Annotated in this window: 17 protein-coding genes and 1 riboswitch; of the genes, 11 read left to right on the plus strand and 6 right to left on the minus strand. The window is 46.2% G+C overall.

Features of this window, described 5'->3' with window-relative positions; all coding sequences use genetic code 11:
- The first annotated feature begins 186 nt into the window (after positions 1-186).
- The 3 genes from recN to ruvX all read left to right on the plus strand — a co-directional run bounded on the left by recN (position 187) and on the right by ruvX (position 2,952).
- A complete protein-coding gene (gene recN, locus FTU40_RS11345; protein ID WP_180040905.1) occupies positions 187-1,848 on the plus strand; it encodes a DNA repair protein RecN in 1,662 nt (553 codons plus the stop codon).
- 113 nt (positions 1,849-1,961) lie between these two features.
- Positions 1,962-2,516 (plus strand): YqgE/AlgH family protein, encoded by a 555-nt coding sequence (locus FTU40_RS11350; RefSeq protein ID WP_005094405.1) that lies wholly within the window; start codon positions 1,962-1,964, stop codon positions 2,514-2,516.
- Positions 2,509-2,952 (plus strand): Holliday junction resolvase RuvX, encoded by a 444-nt coding sequence (gene ruvX / locus FTU40_RS11355; RefSeq protein WP_005094407.1) that lies wholly within the window; start codon positions 2,509-2,511, stop codon positions 2,950-2,952. Before FTU40_RS11350 ends, ruvX begins: the two co-directional genes overlap by 8 nt.
- 63 nt (positions 2,953-3,015) lie before the next feature.
- On the opposite strand, the gene FTU40_RS11360 is transcribed toward ruvX, so the two are convergent.
- On the minus strand, positions 3,016-3,636 hold the full coding sequence (locus tag FTU40_RS11360; RefSeq protein ID WP_180040907.1) for an alpha-ketoglutarate-dependent dioxygenase AlkB: 621 nt from the start codon (positions 3,634-3,636) through the stop codon (positions 3,016-3,018).
- Positions 3,637-3,792: 156 nt separating this feature from the next.
- On the opposite strand from FTU40_RS11360, the gene FTU40_RS11365 reads away from it, so the two are divergent.
- Complete coding sequence (locus FTU40_RS11365) at positions 3,793-5,595, plus strand: ABC transporter ATP-binding protein (protein WP_180040909.1); 1,803 nt, start codon at positions 3,793-3,795, stop codon at positions 5,593-5,595.
- A gap of 63 nt (positions 5,596-5,658) precedes the next feature.
- On the opposite strand, the gene phoU is transcribed toward FTU40_RS11365, so the two are convergent.
- Positions 5,659-6,378, minus strand: a complete 720-nt coding sequence (gene phoU, locus FTU40_RS11370; RefSeq protein WP_005094412.1) for a phosphate signaling complex protein PhoU — start codon at positions 6,376-6,378, stop codon at positions 5,659-5,661.
- 92 nt (positions 6,379-6,470) lie between these two features.
- Entirely contained in the window at positions 6,471-7,817 is a 1,347-nt protein-coding gene (locus FTU40_RS11375) for a TolC family outer membrane protein (RefSeq protein ID WP_005168974.1), read from the minus strand.
- Between the two features lie 288 nt (positions 7,818-8,105).
- On the opposite strand from FTU40_RS11375, the gene FTU40_RS11380 reads away from it, so the two are divergent.
- The 7 genes from FTU40_RS11380 (at position 8,106) to FTU40_RS11410 (ending at position 14,859) form a co-directional block, all read left to right on the plus strand.
- On the plus strand, positions 8,106-9,137 hold the full coding sequence (locus FTU40_RS11380) for a hypothetical protein (protein WP_074383657.1): 1,032 nt from the start codon (positions 8,106-8,108) through the stop codon (positions 9,135-9,137).
- Between the two features lie 106 nt (positions 9,138-9,243).
- Positions 9,244-9,376: riboswitch (TPP riboswitch) on the plus strand.
- An 88-nt stretch (positions 9,377-9,464) separates the two neighbouring features.
- Complete coding sequence (thiC, locus tag FTU40_RS11385) at positions 9,465-11,360, plus strand: phosphomethylpyrimidine synthase ThiC (protein WP_180040911.1); 1,896 nt, start codon at positions 9,465-9,467, stop codon at positions 11,358-11,360.
- A gap of 76 nt (positions 11,361-11,436) precedes the next feature.
- Positions 11,437-12,072 (plus strand): NUDIX domain-containing protein, encoded by a 636-nt coding sequence (locus FTU40_RS11390; protein ID WP_180040913.1) that lies wholly within the window; start codon positions 11,437-11,439, stop codon positions 12,070-12,072.
- Entirely contained in the window at positions 12,069-12,881 is an 813-nt protein-coding gene (cpdA, locus tag FTU40_RS11395; RefSeq protein ID WP_180040915.1) for a 3',5'-cyclic-AMP phosphodiesterase, read from the plus strand. Before FTU40_RS11390 ends, cpdA begins: the two co-directional genes overlap by 4 nt.
- Positions 12,882-13,091: 210 nt before the next feature.
- Positions 13,092-13,619 carry an RNA polymerase-binding protein DksA gene (gene dksA, locus FTU40_RS11400; RefSeq protein ID WP_004281072.1) on the plus strand — a complete coding sequence of 176 codons (528 nt, stop codon included), beginning with the start codon at positions 13,092-13,094 and terminating at the stop codon, positions 13,617-13,619.
- Positions 13,620-13,621: 2 nt separating this feature from the next.
- Positions 13,622-14,542 carry a tRNA glutamyl-Q(34) synthetase GluQRS gene (gene gluQRS / locus FTU40_RS11405; RefSeq protein ID WP_225553535.1) on the plus strand — a complete coding sequence of 307 codons (921 nt, stop codon included), beginning with the start codon at positions 13,622-13,624 and terminating at the stop codon, positions 14,540-14,542.
- A 56-nt stretch (positions 14,543-14,598) separates the two neighbouring features.
- Positions 14,599-14,859 (plus strand): zinc ribbon domain-containing protein, encoded by a 261-nt coding sequence (locus FTU40_RS11410; RefSeq protein ID WP_005094432.1) that lies wholly within the window; start codon positions 14,599-14,601, stop codon positions 14,857-14,859.
- On the opposite strand, the gene ftsW is transcribed toward FTU40_RS11410, so the two are convergent.
- The 3 genes from ftsW to FTU40_RS11425 all read right to left on the minus strand — a co-directional run bounded on the left by ftsW (position 14,848) and on the right by FTU40_RS11425 (position 17,824).
- Positions 14,848-16,044 (minus strand): putative lipid II flippase FtsW, encoded by a 1,197-nt coding sequence (gene ftsW, locus FTU40_RS11415; RefSeq protein WP_005094435.1) that lies wholly within the window; start codon positions 16,042-16,044, stop codon positions 14,848-14,850. The genes FTU40_RS11410 and ftsW overlap by 12 nt on opposite strands.
- Positions 16,045-16,064: 20 nt before the next feature.
- Positions 16,065-17,411: a UDP-N-acetylmuramoyl-L-alanine--D-glutamate ligase gene (gene murD, locus FTU40_RS11420; RefSeq protein WP_180040917.1), complete on the minus strand. Its 1,347-nt coding sequence runs from the start codon at positions 17,409-17,411 to the stop codon at positions 16,065-16,067.
- Between the two features lie 161 nt (positions 17,412-17,572).
- Positions 17,573-17,824: a DUF6587 family protein gene (locus FTU40_RS11425; RefSeq protein ID WP_005094438.1), complete on the minus strand. Its 252-nt coding sequence runs from the start codon at positions 17,822-17,824 to the stop codon at positions 17,573-17,575.
- Between the last annotated feature and the right edge of the window lie 15 nt (positions 17,825-17,839).

Genomic DNA, 17,839 nt, shown 5'->3' on the forward strand with positions numbered 1-17,839 from the left:
AAGCAGTGAATTTGCCGGCTTTTGAGTCAGCTTCTTTCGAAAATACAGTGAAATAAGCATATATGAATCGCTAAAATTTAAGATAGAATGAAATTGATTCATCCTGATTTATAATCACAGCCGTGTTGTGACCCCAATCCAACATCAGGCTATTTCACTCAAACTTTTCGCAGCCCGGATGCGTTTATGCTGACACATTTAACTCTGATCAATTTTGCTTTAGCTGAGCACCTTGCTATTGATATTGATAAAGGTTTTAACGTTTTAACCGGTGAAACCGGTGCAGGTAAATCCCTCTTGTTAGATGCCTTGTCTGCCTGTCTGGGTGAGCGAACCGATACCAATTATGTGCGTTATGGTTCCGAAAAAGCCGATGTGACTGCAAGCTTTAGCTATCAGGAACATAGTCCTGAAGCCGCGTGGTTAAAAGAACATGAGCTGGATGATGAATCAGGTGAAATCCATTTACGCCGGGTAATTTTTGCCACCGGTCGCAGCAAAGCCTGGATCAATGGACGACCGAGCAGCCTGTCCGAACTAAAAGAAATTGGACGTTTACTGGTTCAACTCTATAGCCAGCACAGTCAGCAACAACTACTCGAACCCCCTTATCCGAAGCATTGGCTGGATCGTTATTATCATTTTTATGCGCCGGCGCAAGCGGTACGGGATGCTTACAGTACCTGGCAGAAAAATATCCGCCAGCATCAGGCAGCACTGGATGCACAAGCCACCCGTAAACAGCGTATCGAAACCCTTGAGCTGCAACTGGAAGAACTGGAAGACATCGTTCAGACTGATTATCAGGAGATTGAGCAGGAATTTGACCGGCTTTCCCATCATGAAGCCATCATGCAGGATTGTGTCTATAGCCTGAATGTACTCGATGAGGCTGAACAGAACATGATCCAGGAGCTGGCATCAATTATGCGTCGGGTCGAATCGCATGCCGGTCGTAGTGAGCAGCTTTCCGGAATTTATAATTCCTTATTAAATGCACAAAGCGAACTTGAAGATGCTGCGGCGAATTTACGTCAGTTTATGGATCGTCAGAGTTTTGACCCGGAACGCATGGAAGAACTGAATTCAACTTTAGAGGTTTTCCATCGTCTGGCACGTAAATATCGTACTCAACCGGAATTGCTCAAGGCAGAATATGAAACCTGGCAAACCGAATTAGAACAGCTGCATCAACTGGAAGACCCGGAAACACTAGCTGAACAGGTTGCAGTCTCTTATCAGGATTTTCTGGAGAAAGCCCAACATCTGGAACAGATTCGCCGTGAAGCCGCAGCACCTCTGGCCAAACAGCTCACAGAACAGGTTAAACAACTGGCACTACCAGAAGCCCATTTCGAGTTTAAGTTTGAAGCTTTGGAACAGCCATCGAGTGAAGGCCTCAGCTTTATTCAACTCCTATTTACTGCCAATAAAGGAATTCCAGCACAACCCCTGGCTCGCGTGGCATCAGGTGGTGAGCTGTCGCGTATTGCACTGGTGATGCAGGTCATGAATGCAGAAAAAACTGAAGCCGAAGTACTGGTCTTTGACGAAATTGATGTCGGGATCAGTGGCGGTACGGCAGAGATTGTCGGGCGTTTATTGGCAGGTTTGGCCCAGCATGTACAGATTCTGTGTATTACCCATCAGGCACAAGTGGCCGCACAATCCGATCAGCATTTACTGGTGAAAAAGCAGCAAACCGACCCGGCCAGCAGCACCATTCTGAGTTTGCAAGAAGATGCACGTATTGATGAACTCGCGCGCATGACCGGTGGTGTTGAAATCAGTGAAACGACTTTACAACATGCCCGTCAGTTACGTCAGTTGAAATTTCAGCAGGTTTAAATATCACAATCCAGACAAATAAAAGTTGGTAAATCCATAAAGCTCGAGTAACGTAGCGGTTAGGATCATACGATTTCTTTGCGAAGAAATTGATTTTAAGGAGAACTGCTCAGGTGACCAAACAGTTTCTGACACATCGTTGTCTGATTGCGCCGCCACATGCGGATGATGATTTTTTTGCCCAGACGGTGATCTATCTGGCTCGCCATGATGAAGATGGTGCACAAGGCATCATCATCAATCGCCCTGCCGGTATTCAAATTAAAGAATTGCTGAATGATCTTGATATTGAAGCAGACAATGTCAATCCGCATGAAGTCTTGCAAGGTGGCCCTTTACGCCCTGAGGCCGGCTTTGTGCTGCATACCGGTCAGCCGACCTGGCATTCCTCTATTGCGGTGGGTGAAAACGTCTGTATCACCACCTCCAAAGATATTCTGGATGCAATTGCGCATAATGAAGGTGTGGGTCGCTATCAAATCGCACTTGGCTATGCCAGTTGGGGCAAACACCAGCTAGAACAGGAAATTGCCCGTGGTGACTGGCTGATTTGTGATTCTGATATGGATCTGATTTTTAACTTACCTTATAACGACCGTTGGGATGCTGCCTATAAAAAGATGGGCGTCGACCGCAACTGGTTATCTTCCGAGATTGGACATGCCTGATGTAAACACGCCACAAACCATTATGGCGTTTGATTTTGGTACACAAAAAATGGGAATGTCTGTTGGACAATCCCTGATTGCAAGTGCCAGTCCCCTACCTTTATTTCCCATGAAAGACGGTATTCCGAACTGGGATGAACTGCTCAAAATAGTAAAAAGCCATCAACCGAATCTATTTCTGGTCGGTTTGCCACTGAATATGGATGATAGTGAATCGGAGCTTTCGACACGGGCACGTAAATTTGCGCGCCGTTTACGGCACCAGACCAATATTGCAACCTTGATGGTGGATGAGCGTCTGACCACCCGTGAAGCACGCGATGAGCTGGATCATTATCAGGCGCAAGGTCGCGGCAAGAAACTTTCTGCTGATAGTATCGCCGCAGCCTTATTGATTGAAAGTTGGTATCGCCATCCTGCCGGAATCACCCCTTAAACTGCTGATGAAATTTTAAAATCAGCATCCTTTGGGATGCTTTTTTATGCCTAAAAACATGATTTAAGGATAAAAATAACGAAAGGTCAGATTAATTCTGGGTGTCAAAACTTTGCTACTTTTACCAATGCTGTGTTTCCAGTACTGCTGGGTCTGGCCGCGCATTACAATCAGTTGGCCACTGTGTAACAGTAACTCGACTTTATCCCCGTGAGTTTTATGTTTAAAACTCATTTTACGGATCGCGCCCAGACTCAGAGAAGCAATGACATTTTCCCGAGAACTTCCTGTATATAAGGCAGGCTCATCATCGCTATGCCAGCCCAAGCCTTGTGAACCATCTTCATATAAATTGGCCAGACAGGAATTAAAGGGATGACCCACCAGCTGTTCAATATGCTGCTTTAAACGCAATAATCCCGGGGTCCACAACTGAGCTTGCTTGAGCGTCCCCGAATAGCGATATTGATAGTGCGCATCGCCATACCAGACCACCTTGCGTGCTGTGACATAGTGCTTGCCGAACAACCGTACTTCATCATGTTGCCAGGCCAACTGGCTCAGAAAATACTGCAAATACTGCTGGCTTTGTGCCTGATCCAGAATCAGACCATAGTCCTCCACCACCCCATCAAAGGGTAAGATATTCGTTTCAGGTTGGGGCGCAAATAAATCTAAAGTCATCTCAATTAGACCGAGTATCTTACTGAAAATACTGACATTGACTTTGACTTTGAAAAAGTACAACCGGATTTCACAAATGACTACAAGATTTGCTCTTGTGACTTGTCCTGTTCCTGCCTAAACTGAATTTAACTTTCACAATAAAAATAATCCTTTATGAACTTATGGCAGCTGTTTCAGAAACTTCGTCCTTTTGTTCAGCCCTATCGGGTACTGGTCATTGCCACGCTGATTTTGACCCTGATCGGTTCCTTTACCGCACAGGTCAATGCGCTGACCCTGCAATATGCAGTCGATAGTATCAATGCGCTGCTGGAACAAGGTCAGGGACTGGAGCAAGGCTGGCATATTCTGATTACGATTTCAGCGATCTTGCTCGGTAAAGAGATTATCAATGCCTTTGTCCAGTTCGGCCAGAAGTTTTATGGAGAAAAGCTACGGATTTTTGTTTCTCAAGATCTGGCCCAAGGAATTATTGAAAAATTCTTAAAATATCGTCTGGAATTTTTTAATCAGGAAAATAATCAGGCCGGAAAATTACAGACCCGTATTGATCGTGGTATCGGCTCACTGACCCGTCTGGTACAGATCTTCTTTATTGATATTTTACCGTTATTTACCAGCGCAATTGTGGCTTTGGGCCTGATGTACTATGCCAATATTTATGTCGGCCTGGTGGCCACCGCCATTGTCCCAATCTATTTCTGGCTGACCTATAAGCAGGCACAAAAGCTCGGTGGCTGGCGCCGTAGTTTAAGAGATGGCCGCGAGAAAAAGAGTCAAGGTATTCTCAGTATTATTAATTCAATTACCGTGATCAAATCCTTTAACCGGGAAGCGATTGAGTCGGAAAAGCAGTTAGGATTGCAGCGCGAACTGACCGACAACCAGATGAAAACCCGCCAGACCAGTTTCCTGTTTGATGGTCTGAAAACGTTCCTTGAACAGATCGGCATTGTGCTGATTATTATTCTGACCTCTTATTTTGTGCTGGATGGCCAGATGAGTATCGGCATGATCATGTTTCATGTGCTGCTGTTTAATAATGTCTCCGCCCCGATTCGCTCACTGCACCGGATTTATGATGAAGTGAATGATGCCATGATCTATTCAGAAAGCTTCTTTAAGATTCTGGAAGCAGATCAGGAAATTGAACAAAGTGGTCAACAAAAACCGCAAGTGACTGGTAAATTTGAACTGACTGGGGTGAATTTTTATTATCCGAATGGCCATCATGCCCTGAAAGATATTGAGATGGAAATTCGTCCGAATAAGATCACGGCTTTGGTCGGCTTATCCGGTGCGGGGAAATCTACCCTGATCAGCCTGCTGGATAAATTTTATGAGCCGCAACAAGGCCAGATTAAACTGGATGGCATTGACCTGAAAGACTATGACACCCAATTTTTGCGTGATCATATTGGTCTGGTGTTGCAGAAAAATCATATTTTTCAAGGCACCATTTTTGAGAATATACGTTATGGAAAAATTACAGCTTCAATGGACGATGTCATTGAGGCGGCAGAAAAAGCCTCGATTCATGCGCAGATTTTACAGTTACCGGATGGCTATGATAGTGATGCTCTCATGCTCTCTGGCGGACAGCAGCAACGCATTGCCTTGGCGCGGATGTTCCTGAAAAATCCACCGATTATTTTTCTGGATGAACCGACGGCGAGTCTGGATGCCATCGCTACCGAACAGATCAAGCAAAGTCTGGATCAAATCAAGCAAGGCCGTACCGTGATCATCATTTCACATAGCCTGTCGCAAATTATTGACGCGGATTATACCTATGTGATGAAAGAGGGAAGGATTGCCGAACATGGTGAGCACGCTCAGCTTTATCATCAGCAAGGCGTGTATAAGGAAATTTTTGATGCGATGGCCAAGAGCCTGAATATTGAAAAAATCGCCAAGACTTTTGAGGATGATGCCGAGGAAGAAACCCATAGTTAGAGCCTCTTCCAAGCCAATAAAAAAACCTCCGAGCGGGAGGTCTTTTATTGAGAGATAATTGTTTTAACGCTGAACTTTTTGCTCAATTTCTTCGACGCTGGTATGACGTACGTCAAAACCTTTGACCATATAGATCACCTGTTCAGAAATATTCCGGGCATGGTCGCCAATTCTTTCGAGTGAACGAAGCACCCATAGCACATTGATAACACGACTAATATGTCGCGGATCTTCAATCATATAGGTCATGAGGGTACGTGTTGCTGACTGGTATTCACGGTCGATATCCGCATCTGCCAACATCACTTTTAAGGCCTGATCTACATCCAGACGTGCAAAAGCATCCAGTGCATCATGAATCATCACCCGAACCTGGTTGCCAATATGCCGGGTTTCCATATAACCGCGCGGTGAGCTACCCTCTTCGCTCAGGCTTTGTGCAATCCGGCCTATTTTAGACGCTTCATCACCAATACGCTCAAGATCGGTATTGGCCTTGGACATGGCAAGCACCATCCGTAAATCAATCGCAGCAGGATGACGGCGTGCCAGAATCAGGGTCAGTGCTTCATCAATGTCTCTTTCCATCTGATTGACAACATTGTCCTGAAACTGCACATCAATTGCCATGGCGACATCGGTATCCAGTAAGGCATGAATGGCGTTGGCCACCTGCTGTTCCACCAGTCCGCCCATGGTCATGAATTTGGTATTGACGTCCTGCAACTCTTCATTAAATTGCGAAGAAATGTGATGACTTAACACAGGATTATTTGGACACAAGGAAGTCTACTCCTGAAACGGCATATAGCGATGATCAATAATAAAGCACATTAAAGCATATTTATGATGAAAGTTTGATGACAATCGTAGCGTCATCTGGGCTGAGGTGAATCATATTCGATCAGCCAGGCATTCAGCTCTGCCAGCTCCTTTTCGGTCAGCTGCCCGACTGAAGCCTGTAACTGGAGTACATGCAGCAGATAATCATATTTGGCATTCAGATAATCCGTTTTGGCAGAAAAAGCATTGCGCTGGGCCAGCAACACATCGACCATGGTCTTTAAGCCCTCCTGATATTGGGCTCTGGAGGCTTGTGAAACCATTTCCGAAGATTCCATCGCCGCTTTACGCGCATTCAGTTTGGCCTGATCGGTTTCTACCTGCATGAAGGACTGCTTCACATCGGTATTGGCTTTGCGGATCGCAGCGTCTAATTGGGCTGCACTTTTTTGTACATTGACCCCAGCCTGACGAATACTTTTCTGGGTACGGCCACCACTAAATAGGTTCCAGTTGACTTCCACCCCAATCTGGTCGAAATCACCATTGCTGGACATAATCGTTTCTGGTGTCTGTTTCAGATAGCCATAGGTGCCGACCGCTTCAACCTGCGGATAGAGAGCGGCCTGCTCAACCCGTTTGGCATCTTCAGAATAGCGTTTTTGCAGACGGGCTTGCAGAATGTTCAGATTCTGGCTTTGTGCCAAATCTGTCCAGGACTGCATGTCACTTGGAATCGGTTTCTGAAACTGGAAGTCATTGCGTAATACCGCCAGATTTTCCTGATAAGGCCCGATCAGCTGAGCCAGTTGCTCCTGAGCGAGAACCAGCTGAACTTGGGTCGAAATCCGGTTGGCTTGGGCACTTTGATACTGGGCATTGGCTTCACTGACCTCACTACGTGCCACCAGACCTTCTTTTAGTTTGGCATTCATCATGCGCAGCTGCTCAGATAGAGCCTGTTCTTCCTGCAAATATGCCGTGGTCAAAGACTGCTGACGCAAGACATTAAAATAGGCTTCTGCCACCTGTAAAATATGCTGCTGTTTTTGCAGACGTAAGTTGACTTCGCTGAGTTCGACCGAAGTTTTGACCTGTTTATAGCCCTGCCAGGCATCCCAGCGGAATAAAGGCTGGCGTGCAGTTAAAGCCAGCTGGCGGGTGGTATTACTGGAAGTAATGAAATTAGAAAACTGTGGATCGGCAGGTGCATCAACAGACTGGTTTTTACGGGTGATATTTCCTGAAAGGCTCACGGTCGGCAGTAAATTTCCGCTAGCAATCCCCAGATTGAGCTGATCGGCCTGATATTGCAACAGATTCGCTTGCCAGTTCGGATCGTTTTGCTGGGCGCGCGCATAGGCTTGTTGCAAATCCAGGGCAAAAATCGCCGGACTACTGCACAATAAACCGGCCATGACACTGAGTTTTAGTTTCATTTTATAGTGTTAACCCCTAACAGCCATTCAGATCAAAAATTCTGGCGCTTTAAGCTAAGCCATACTAAAGAGATTTTTTGCATTTTTGCGTATGATTTTTATTAACTTTTTAATATAACTCTCGGGTTTTATCCACGATTAATTCAATTTTCAAGATCTATACCCGCAATGTAACAAAGCAATTCACAATACTAAACATAGTATTTTTATTTGATCTATACAATATATCTCCCAGCAAGGCCGTTATTTTCTGAATTCACCTATACAGAGTCCTGAAACATAGTGTTAATGCCATTCCCGTCGATATTCAAAGCCTGTCTAATTTCCGGCAGCCTGCTGTTTCTGGCAGGCTGTCAGCAGCCGTCAGAACCACAGATCCAGGTTGAACAGACTGAGACCAATCAGAAGCAAAGTCCAGTCAATGACTTTAGCCTGATGTGCAAGAATATTGAAAAAAATATGTCCCAGATTAATGACCAGCGCACCACTTTTGCGCTGGAACAGGTTAATCAGGATCTTAAAGTGTGTCTGCCCCTGATGGAATTGGCGGAGCAGAAGCATCTGATGCTGCGTTCTACTGAAATGTATCAGCGCTTTTTAGCCGTCGACCGTACTGAGTTCCAGCAACGCGCCTTTGAACAGTATGCGCTGGAAATGGCCCAGCATCCGACCATTCAGCAAGCCCATTTTCAGCAGCTCACCTCACGTGACCAGTACCTGTTAAAACACAAAGGTCAGGCTTATGTCGAACTGCTGGATCTTGGCGATGGCAACTTACATTATCGTCGTAGTCCGGAATATCTGGCCCGCATTTTTGCGCCTTATTTACCCGACGCTGAAAAAGCCTTTATTGAACATCTGGCTGAACAGAATATGCAGCCGGTACTGGTGGAAAAACGCCTGCAAATTGAAGCAGCTGACATTGCAGCCCGCAGTCTGCTTTGGGAAGATTATCTCAAGACCTATCCTGAGAGCAGCTATAAGCGGGATGCCGAATACCTGCTGAAACAATATACCTATTTTTTGTTTAGAGGCACCGAAGCATCTCCCGTTTCTGAGGATTATCGCGACCGTTATGCAGTCGATACCAGTCATCTGGAAACCATTATTGGTCTATCCAGCGGTCAGAAATCAACGCTTTCGACCCAGGCTCGCCAATTTCTGGAGTTTCTGGACATGAATCCGCAACAGCGCCAGCAAGCCTTGCCTGCCGACTATCGAAACCGTTCGGATGCTGAACAGATTCTGTATTATGCCAAGATCAGCCCACCCTCACAAAAATATGATAAAGACTGTTTTATGGATGCGTTCTGTATCTAGCTGGAACGATTTAGATCAGAGTCCAGCTTCCCCTGCCTGAAGAGACCATCGCTAAAGTTGAGAGATTTAGACCTGTTTATTCGGCATAAACTGAGCTAAGCTTTAGCCTCGCTTGACGGAGCGCGAGTAATCCCTCGCTGAGATCATGTAATTCCTTTTATCTTTATCAGGAATTGAGCATGGGTACCGTTGAACCTGATCAGGTTAATACCTGCGTAGGAATCAAGCCAGCTAAAAACCCAGCCCCTGCTTTATCTGCTCAGGATAAATCTGCCCGCGTTTTTGGTCGTGCTTGATTCGTTGATGTCATTCATAAGGATCATAGCCATGAACCAGTTAACGAATCTTTCTTCTGAAACTTCTCTCTCCGCTCATGAACAGGAAGCACGTGATTTAACGCGCATTCTACCCGCTTCACGTAAAGTCTATCTGCCAGGCTCGCGTCCTGATATTCAGGTGCCGATGCGGGAAATTTCCCTCAGTGAAACCCCGACCGGCTTGGGCGGTGAATATAATCCGCCCTTGATGGTTTATGACACGTCTGGTGTCTATACCGACCCCAATGTGACGATTGACCTGAATAAAGGCCTGCCCAATATCCGTGACAGCTGGATTGAACAGCGTAACGATACAGAAATGCTGGACGATTTAAGCTCTGAGTTTGGTCGACAACGTTTACGTGATATCCGTACTGCGGCCATCCGTTTCGCGCATATTCAAAAACCGCGCAAAGCCAAACGCGGCCAGAACATCACCCAGATGCACTATGCCAAACAAGGCATGATTACGCCAGAAATGGAATATATCGCCATTCGTGAAAACCTGCGTCAACTGGAAGGTGTCGATATGCGCCAGCATCCGGGACAAAATTTCGGCGCTAAAAACCTGACTGAAATCACCCCGGAGTTTGTACGGCAGGAAGTCGCTGCCGGCCGCGCGATTATTCCGGCCAATATCAATCATCCGGAACTGGAACCGATGATCATCGGACGCAATTTTCTGGTGAAAATCAATGCCAATATTGGTAACTCGGCTTTGGGTTCTTCGATTGAAGAAGAAGTCTCGAAAATGACCTGGGCGACACGCTGGGGCGCAGATACCATTATGGATCTCTCAACCGGGCAGAACATCCATGAAACCCGGGAATGGATTATCCGCAATTCTCCCGTGCCAATTGGCACCGTACCGATCTATCAGGCCTTGGAAAAAGTCAACGGCGTAGCCGAAGACCTGACCTGGGAAATCTTTAAAGATACCCTGATTGAACAGGCGGAACAGGGCGTGGATTATTTCACCATTCATGCCGGTGTACTTTTAAGATATGTACCGCTCACGGCCAACCGTCTGACCGGCATTGTTTCGCGTGGCGGTTCGATCATGGCACAGTGGTGTCTGGCGCATCATCAGGAAAACTTTCTCTACACCCATTTCGATGACATCTGCGACATTATGAAAACCTACGATGTGTCTTTCAGCCTCGGCGATGGCTTGCGTCCGGGCTGTGTGCAGGATGCCAATGACGAAGCACAGTTCGCTGAACTGAGAACCTTGGGTGAACTGACCCATCGTGCCTGGGAACATGATGTACAGGTGATGATTGAAGGTCCGGGCCATGTGCCGATGCACATGATCAAGGAAAATATGGACCTGCAACTGGAAGTCTGTAAAGAAGCGCCCTTCTATACCCTTGGCCCTTTAACCACCGATATCGCCCCGGGTTATGACCATATTACTTCAGCGATTGGTGCCGCAATGATTGGCTGGTATGGCACCGCCATGCTGTGCTATGTCACCCCGAAAGAGCATCTTGGCTTGCCAAATAAAAAAGATGTCAAAGACGGCATTATTACCTACAAGATTGCAGCACATGCAGCCGATCTGGCCAAAGGGCATCTAGGCGCACAGGCCCGGGACAATGCGCTGTCCAAGGCACGTTTTGAATTCCGCTGGGAAGACCAGTTTAATTTGAGTCTGGATCCGGATACAGCTCGCAGCATGCATGATGAAACCATGCCCAAAGCAGCCCATAAATCTGCACATTTCTGTTCCATGTGTGGACCGAAGTTCTGTTCAATGAAGATTAGCCAGAATGTTCGCGATTATGCCAGTCAACAGGCCAATCCTGATCAGCCGGCAAGCTCTCAGGCCGAAATTGAAGCCGGCATGGATCAGATGAAAGCCAGCTTCCACAACTCTGGTCAAAATTTATACCACAAACTATAAAACTGTAAAAAAAACAGTTGTCTTCAAAAAAAACTCAGATAGGATGAAAATAAATCAATTCATTCTATCTGAGCATATGAATATTATTAAACAGGCCTCTTATAATAAAAAAGACTTTAGCGTAGAGGCACGTGAGTTCTTGTACCGGGGATTTATTCAGGTAGAAAAAGTCAGCCTGAAACATCGTCTATTTAATCAGGAAAGCTCAACCCCTATTTTGCAACGTGAGCTGATTCATCGGCCAGAAGCAGCGGGTGTGCTGATGTACAACCATCAACAGCAGAAATTTGGCCTGATCGAACAGTTCCGGATTGGCGGACTGGACGATGTCGATTCTCCTTGGCAACTCGAAGTGATTGCTGGCGTTCTGGATGGCAATGAAGCGCCTGAAGTATGCATCCGTCGCGAAGCACTCGAAGAATCAGGTTGTATTCTGGATGAGCTACAACACATTTTTAGCTTCTATCCGTCCGCCGGAGCATGTTCCGAATTATTTCATTTATATGTGGCCCAGACCAAATTGCCTGAACAGGGTGGTATTTTTGGCATGCCGGATGAAGGTGAAAATATCCAGCTGCATATTCTGGATTATGCTGATATTCCGTCCTTGCTCACGAATGGTCGCTTAAGAAATGCGCCTGTCATTATGGCCTTGCAATGGTTGCAACAACATATTCATACTGCAGGAATATGTCTAAGGGGAAAGACATGAGTTTTCAGCAGTCAAGCACAAGCACACAGCCGGATTGGACCATTATCCAGATTTCTGATACGCATTTGATGGATCGGGAAGAGCTGGAATTTGCCCGGATGAATCCCGAGCAGAGTTTTCATGAGGTGATGCAGCAGATCCAACAGCGCTTTCCCCAAATGGATGCACTGATTCATACCGGGGATCTGGCACAGGTGCCGGTCGAAAGCACTTATCAGCGCTATCTGGAATATATTCAGTCTTTAAACGTGCCGCATTATCAGATTCCAGGTAACCATGATGACATTCGAGTATTCCCTTTTCACCAGAATGCGAATCAGGTGCATGCCATTCATTTTGGTACCTGGACCATGATCCTGTTGAATAGTGCCGTTCAAGGCAAGGTCGATGGCTGGGTGGAACAAGCTCAACTTGATCAATTGGACCAATTATTGCTTGAATTTAAACATCAGCATGTCATTGTCGCTTGTCATCACCATCCTTTTGCGATGAAATCGCACTGGATTGACCAGCACCGGCTGAAAAATGCTGAAGATTTGAAAGATGTACTGGCTCGCCATCAGAATATCAAACTGGTTCTGTTTGGTCATGTGCATCAGGATTCCTGTAATGAATGGCATGGTATCTATTTTTTATCCACGCCATCGACCAGTGTGCAGTTCAAACCTAAAAGCCAGGATTTCGCGCTAGATCAGGCGGCGCCCGGTTATCGTGTATTACATTTGCAACAAAATGGTGAGTTTGATACCTATATTGAACGGGTGGCATTGAGTCAGCAAAATATTAATACTGAAATTTCAGGTTATTAACTTTTCAATTTGTTTTTTTTGCATTACTTTATTGCAACCAAAGGAAATGTGATATGCATAGTCCAGACATCAAAGACTATCAATAAGCATAAAAAGTCTATATGATGACGGCCCCCACAGGAGGATAATCCTTCTACAGGGTGGATAAAAATTGCATATCACCATATTTTTTGCGTAGCAATCATACGCATATGATGAGGAATGCCCTAAATGGCGAATGACAACCAAAATCAAGTCTTAGACAATCAAACTGATGTTGTAGAAGAGAAAGCTGCAAAGCGCGTACGCAAATCTAAGCCTAAAACGACTGACGGTGGTTCTACTGCTAGCTTATTTGGTATTGAACCTTATCAACCTAAAAAAAATGAAGAATACATGTCTGAAGGTCAGCTTCAGCATTTCCGCCAAATCTTGCTGGCCTGGAAAGCCGAGTTGATGTCAGAAGTGGATCGTACGCTGAATACGATGCAAGATGAGAATACTGCCCTGCCTGATGTCAACGATCGTGCCACTCAGGAAGAAGAATTTGCAATTGAGCTGCGTACCCGTGACCGTGAACGTAAACTGATCCGTAAAATCGAACAGTCAATCGAAGCGATCCAGAATGATGACTATGGTTTCTGTGAAACTTGTGGCATCGAAATTGGTTTGCGTCGTTTAGAAGCCCGTCCAACGGCTACTTTATGTATTGACTGCAAAACCCTGGCGGAAATCAAAGAGAAGCAAAATAACGGTTAATGATGCTGTTGAATAATCCTCCCCTAACCCCTCCTTTAAAAAAGGAGGGGGACAATAGGATGGCTTATGTGGGTCGGTTCGCGCCATCGCCAACCGGCCCTTTGCATTTTGGCTCCCTCATTACCGCAGTTGCCAGTTATTGCGATGCCAAAGCCAACCACGGCACATGGCTGGTTCGGGTGGAAGATACCGATATTCCGCGTATTTATCCGGGCAGTGAAGAGCATATTTTGCGTGCCATGGACGCCTTTCAGCTTGAGCCAGACGGCGAAATCATTTTCCAGAAAGACCGTTTAGATATTTATGCAGATGTGATCGAACAATTACGTCAGCAGGGTCTGGTTTATGCCTGTCAATGTACCCGTAAAATGCTCGGTTCCAATCATATCTATCAGGATACCTGCCGTGACCTAGCTCTGGCATTCGACAATCAAGCGATCCGTTTAAAAGTCGAAGATATCGAAATCTGTTTTGAAGATCAATTACAAGGTCGACACTGCTCAAAGCTGAAGAAAGATCTGGGAGACTTTGTCTTAAAACGTCGTGACGGGATTATTAATTATCAGCTGGCGGTAGTGGTCGATGACTATCTGCAAGGCATGACCCATGTGGTACGTGGTGCTGACCTGCTGGACAATACCGAACGGCAAATCTATCTGGGGCAGTTGCTCGGTTATCCGCGTCTGAATTATATGCATCTACCCCTGGCGATGAATGATCAGGGACAAAAACTCTCAAAACAGAATCTGGCCCAAGCACTGGATTTAAGTCAGGCCCCACAACTCTTAAAACAGGCACTTAATGCTTTGCATCAGGCTGAAGTTGATCTGGATACGCCACAACGCATGCTGCAACAGGCGGTTGCGCAATGGAACATTGAACGGATTCCACATACAACAGCGCTACAAGGTTGTTATCAATAAAAACCTGTTTTGGCTTAAGCTAGAATTCTAGAATTAAAATCAGAGAGGAAAAGCAGATGTTTTTTATTTTTGGATTCGGCCCTAAAACCAAAACTATTGAAAAGAGCCAGTTCCTGTGTCCAGTCTGCCGAACCCGTACAGGCTATGAGCTGAAACAGCAACGTCATTATTTTTCTTTGTTTTTTATTCCATTGATTCCACTTTCCAAGCCTAAAACTGCTTTTGTGACCTGTTCCAATTGCGGAACTGCAATGCCGAGCACAGTGCTTGACCATGCTCAGCCGGAGCCCGGGTCCAACTCCAATCTAGAAGCTTGATTCTTCCCGGCTTGGATTGACCTGCCGAGTGGTCGAATCAATTTTCAGCACTAAACTGATCATCACCGCACAGATAATCAATGATGAACCCCCATAACTAATAAATGGCAGGGTCAAACCTTTGGTCGGTAACACGCCCATATTCATACCGGCATTCACCAGAATCTGTAACAGGAAAATGATACAGATCCCATAGGCCAGATAGCCGGCGCGTAGATATTGATGTTGCAAGGCACGATGTCCGATCCGGATACAGCAGACCAGCATGGTAAAAGACAGGATCAGGATGGTCGCAATACCTAAAAAGCCAAATTCCTCACCTAAAATCGCCAGCATAAAATCAGTATGCGCTTCAGGCAGATAAGACATTTTCTGAATGCTGTGCCCCAATCCAACCCCGGCCCACTCACCACGGCCGAAGGCCATTAGTGCATTCGAGAGCTGATAACCGCTACCCAGTGGATCTTCCCATGGATTTGAAAAAGACATCAAACGCTGCAAGCGATAAGGCTCTAATAAAATCGCTGCGGCAAATGCACCGACCAAGGTCATAAAGGCCACACCAAACTGAATCCACGGCGCACCCGCGAGGAAAAACACGCCAAGCATGGTCAAGGTAATTACTACGGTTGCCCCCAAGTCCGGCTCAAGAATAATCAAACCGACGGTCACACCCATAATCGCACTTAAACGAACCAAACCTTTAATATTGTTCCGGACTTCTTCCGCACGGCGTACCACATAGTCCGCGGTAAAAATCGCCATCATCACTTTCGCCACTTCCGAGGCCTGCAAGGTAAATCCGGCCACCCGAATCCAGCGCTTGGAACCATTGACCTCAGTCCCGACCACCAGCACGGCCACCAACAGTACAATGGTAATAATCCACAAAAAGAAGGTGTTATTAAACCAGACCTTTAAGGGAATTTTATAGGTTAGATAGGCGGCTACTGCTGCCACAAAAATCGAAATGCCATGGCGGCTAATATAATGAAAGGCATTTTCATGCATACGTTCAGCATAAGGCATCGAGGCCGATGCCACCATGATCGAACCAATACACAGTAAAGCCAATACACAGAAAATTAGTACATTCCGTGGATTTAGCTCAGCGGGGAGCTTGGGTACCCACTGGCTATAAAATTGGTTTAGTTTATTGATCGTAGTCTGAGCAAACCCAGCCATATCACGAATCCTTGTTATTCTTAATTGAGTTCATTCACATACGCAACAAACTTGCGACCACGCTCAGGATAACCCGAGAACATATCAAAACTTGCGCATGCAGGAGACAATAGCACGACATCATCTGCCTGGGTGTGCTTTTGGCAGATTTCTACGGCCTGCTGCAAACTCTCTGCATGAACCAGCTCAGTCGTGCCCCTAATCGCTGCTTCGATGATCGGACGGTCTTCACCAATCAGCACTGCAATCTTGGCATATTTACTCAATGATTCACGCAAAGCCTTAAAGTCCTGTCCTTTGCCCTGTCCACCGAGAATAATCGCAACTTTGCCACCTTGGGCTTCAATCGCCATACCGAGACCATCGAGAGCCGCCAAGGTTGCACCGATGTTGGTGCCTTTGGAGTCGTTATAATAACGTACGCCCTGCACTGCTTTGACAAATTCGCAGCGATGTTCCAGACCTTTGAAGGTTTTTAAAGTGTTTAGCATGCTGTCCAATGGCAAACCAATCGCTTCACCGAGTGCCAGACAAGCCAGGGCATTGGCAACATTATGCGTGCCCTGCATATACATCTCGGTACTTTTTAACAGACGTTCACGACCACGCGCCAACCAGATGCCACCATCGGTATCTTTAAGAATCCCGTACTGGTTCATATCGGGTGCATTCAGGCCAAAACTTTGCATCGGCGTCACATCTGGCACCAAAGGACGGGTCAAAGAATCATCCCGGTTATACACCACTTTTTTCACACCCTGAAAAATCCGGTGCTTGGCGGTGTGATAGCCCATCATATCGCCATGCCGATCCAAATGATCTTCACTCATGTTCAGTACCACCGCCACTTCAGCCGCCAGATTTGAAGTAGTTTCCAGCTGAAAACTGGATAATTCTAAAATATAGAATTCAGGATCATCTTTGGTTAAATCCAGTGCAGGACGGCCCAAATTGCCACCGACGGCGACTTTTTTGCCAGCATCGGCTGCCATTAAGCCAATCAAAGTGGTCACTGTACTTTTGGCATTGGAACCGGTAATCGCGACAATCGGCTTGTCGGTGGCGCGGCGTAAAATCTGGATTTCACTCACCACAGGAATACCCTGCGCCATCGCCGCCTGAATTTCTGGCAATTTTGGATCCAGTCCCGGACTGATCACGACTTCTTCAGCAGACAGCAACAGCTCGGCATCAAACTGGCCGAAACTGGTCTGGACTTCGGCCGGAATCTGGTCATGTCCCGGGGGGGTTGCTCTAGAATCCGTTACTGCAACGCGGTAGCCCTGGTCATGTAAGAAATTGACTGCTGCAACACCTGATATTCCGAGTCCTGCAACGACTTTTAACCCACCACGTTGTATTAACATTTTCGCCCCATATTTTGGTCTATTTTGAAACTGACGAAATGGTAGCACTTTGCTGTTTTGAATGCCTTTTCTGATTGAGCTTTCTGTACATTTTTTTGTGTCCATGCGTAAAAAAACCGTCATGCTCATGACGGTTTTTAAAATTACAGCAAAAAAGGAACTTATTTCCATTTGACCGCTTGCTGGGCTGGCTTTTCCTGTGCACTTTGCTCCGACACCGGACAGGCACAGTTGCCACCACAGCCTGCAGCCATACCCGGTTGCAGCCATTTGGCCAGACGCGTCCAACCTTTTGCTGCGCAGGCATCAGACAGCTTCTGGAAGACTGAGTGAGAGGTGTTCGGAAACACCTTTTTAAATACCACCAGCGCACTCCACAGCACCAGTGCCGCCACAATCAGAATTTCAATCATCTCAATCTCCCATGC

This window comes from Acinetobacter sp. YH12100 (assembly GCF_013419135.1).
GTDB lineage: Bacteria > Pseudomonadota > Gammaproteobacteria > Pseudomonadales > Moraxellaceae > Acinetobacter > Acinetobacter pseudolwoffii.

What these genes read in the sequence shown, in the direction of transcription:
- recN (WP_180040905.1), top strand. Translation starts at nt 187, where the DNA reads ATGCTGACACATTTAACTCTGATCAATTTTGCTTTAGCTGAGCACCTT.
- ruvX (WP_005094407.1), top strand. Translation starts at nt 2,509, where the DNA reads ATGCCTGATGTAAACACGCCACAAACCATTATGGCGTTTGATTTTGGT.
- FTU40_RS11360 (WP_180040907.1), bottom strand. Translation starts at nt 3,636, where the DNA reads ATGACTTTAGATTTATTTGCGCCCCAACCTGAAACGAATATCTTACCC.
- FTU40_RS11365 (WP_180040909.1), top strand. Translation starts at nt 3,793, where the DNA reads ATGAACTTATGGCAGCTGTTTCAGAAACTTCGTCCTTTTGTTCAGCCC.
- FTU40_RS11375 (WP_005168974.1), bottom strand. Translation starts at nt 7,817, where the DNA reads ATGAAACTAAAACTCAGTGTCATGGCCGGTTTATTGTGCAGTAGTCCG.
- FTU40_RS11380 (WP_074383657.1), top strand. Translation starts at nt 8,106, where the DNA reads ATGCCATTCCCGTCGATATTCAAAGCCTGTCTAATTTCCGGCAGCCTG.
- thiC (WP_180040911.1), top strand. Translation starts at nt 9,465, where the DNA reads ATGAACCAGTTAACGAATCTTTCTTCTGAAACTTCTCTCTCCGCTCAT.
- FTU40_RS11390 (WP_180040913.1), top strand. Translation starts at nt 11,437, where the DNA reads ATGAATATTATTAAACAGGCCTCTTATAATAAAAAAGACTTTAGCGTA.
- cpdA (WP_180040915.1), top strand. Translation starts at nt 12,069, where the DNA reads ATGAGTTTTCAGCAGTCAAGCACAAGCACACAGCCGGATTGGACCATT.
- dksA (WP_004281072.1), top strand. Translation starts at nt 13,092, where the DNA reads ATGGCGAATGACAACCAAAATCAAGTCTTAGACAATCAAACTGATGTT.
- gluQRS (WP_225553535.1), top strand. Translation starts at nt 13,622, where the DNA reads ATGCTGTTGAATAATCCTCCCCTAACCCCTCCTTTAAAAAAGGAGGGG.
- FTU40_RS11410 (WP_005094432.1), top strand. Translation starts at nt 14,599, where the DNA reads ATGTTTTTTATTTTTGGATTCGGCCCTAAAACCAAAACTATTGAAAAG.
- ftsW (WP_005094435.1), bottom strand. Translation starts at nt 16,044, where the DNA reads ATGGCTGGGTTTGCTCAGACTACGATCAATAAACTAAACCAATTTTAT.
- murD (WP_180040917.1), bottom strand. Translation starts at nt 17,411, where the DNA reads ATGTTAATACAACGTGGTGGGTTAAAAGTCGTTGCAGGACTCGGAATA.
- FTU40_RS11425 (WP_005094438.1), bottom strand. Translation starts at nt 17,824, where the DNA reads ATGATTGAAATTCTGATTGTGGCGGCACTGGTGCTGTGGAGTGCGCTG.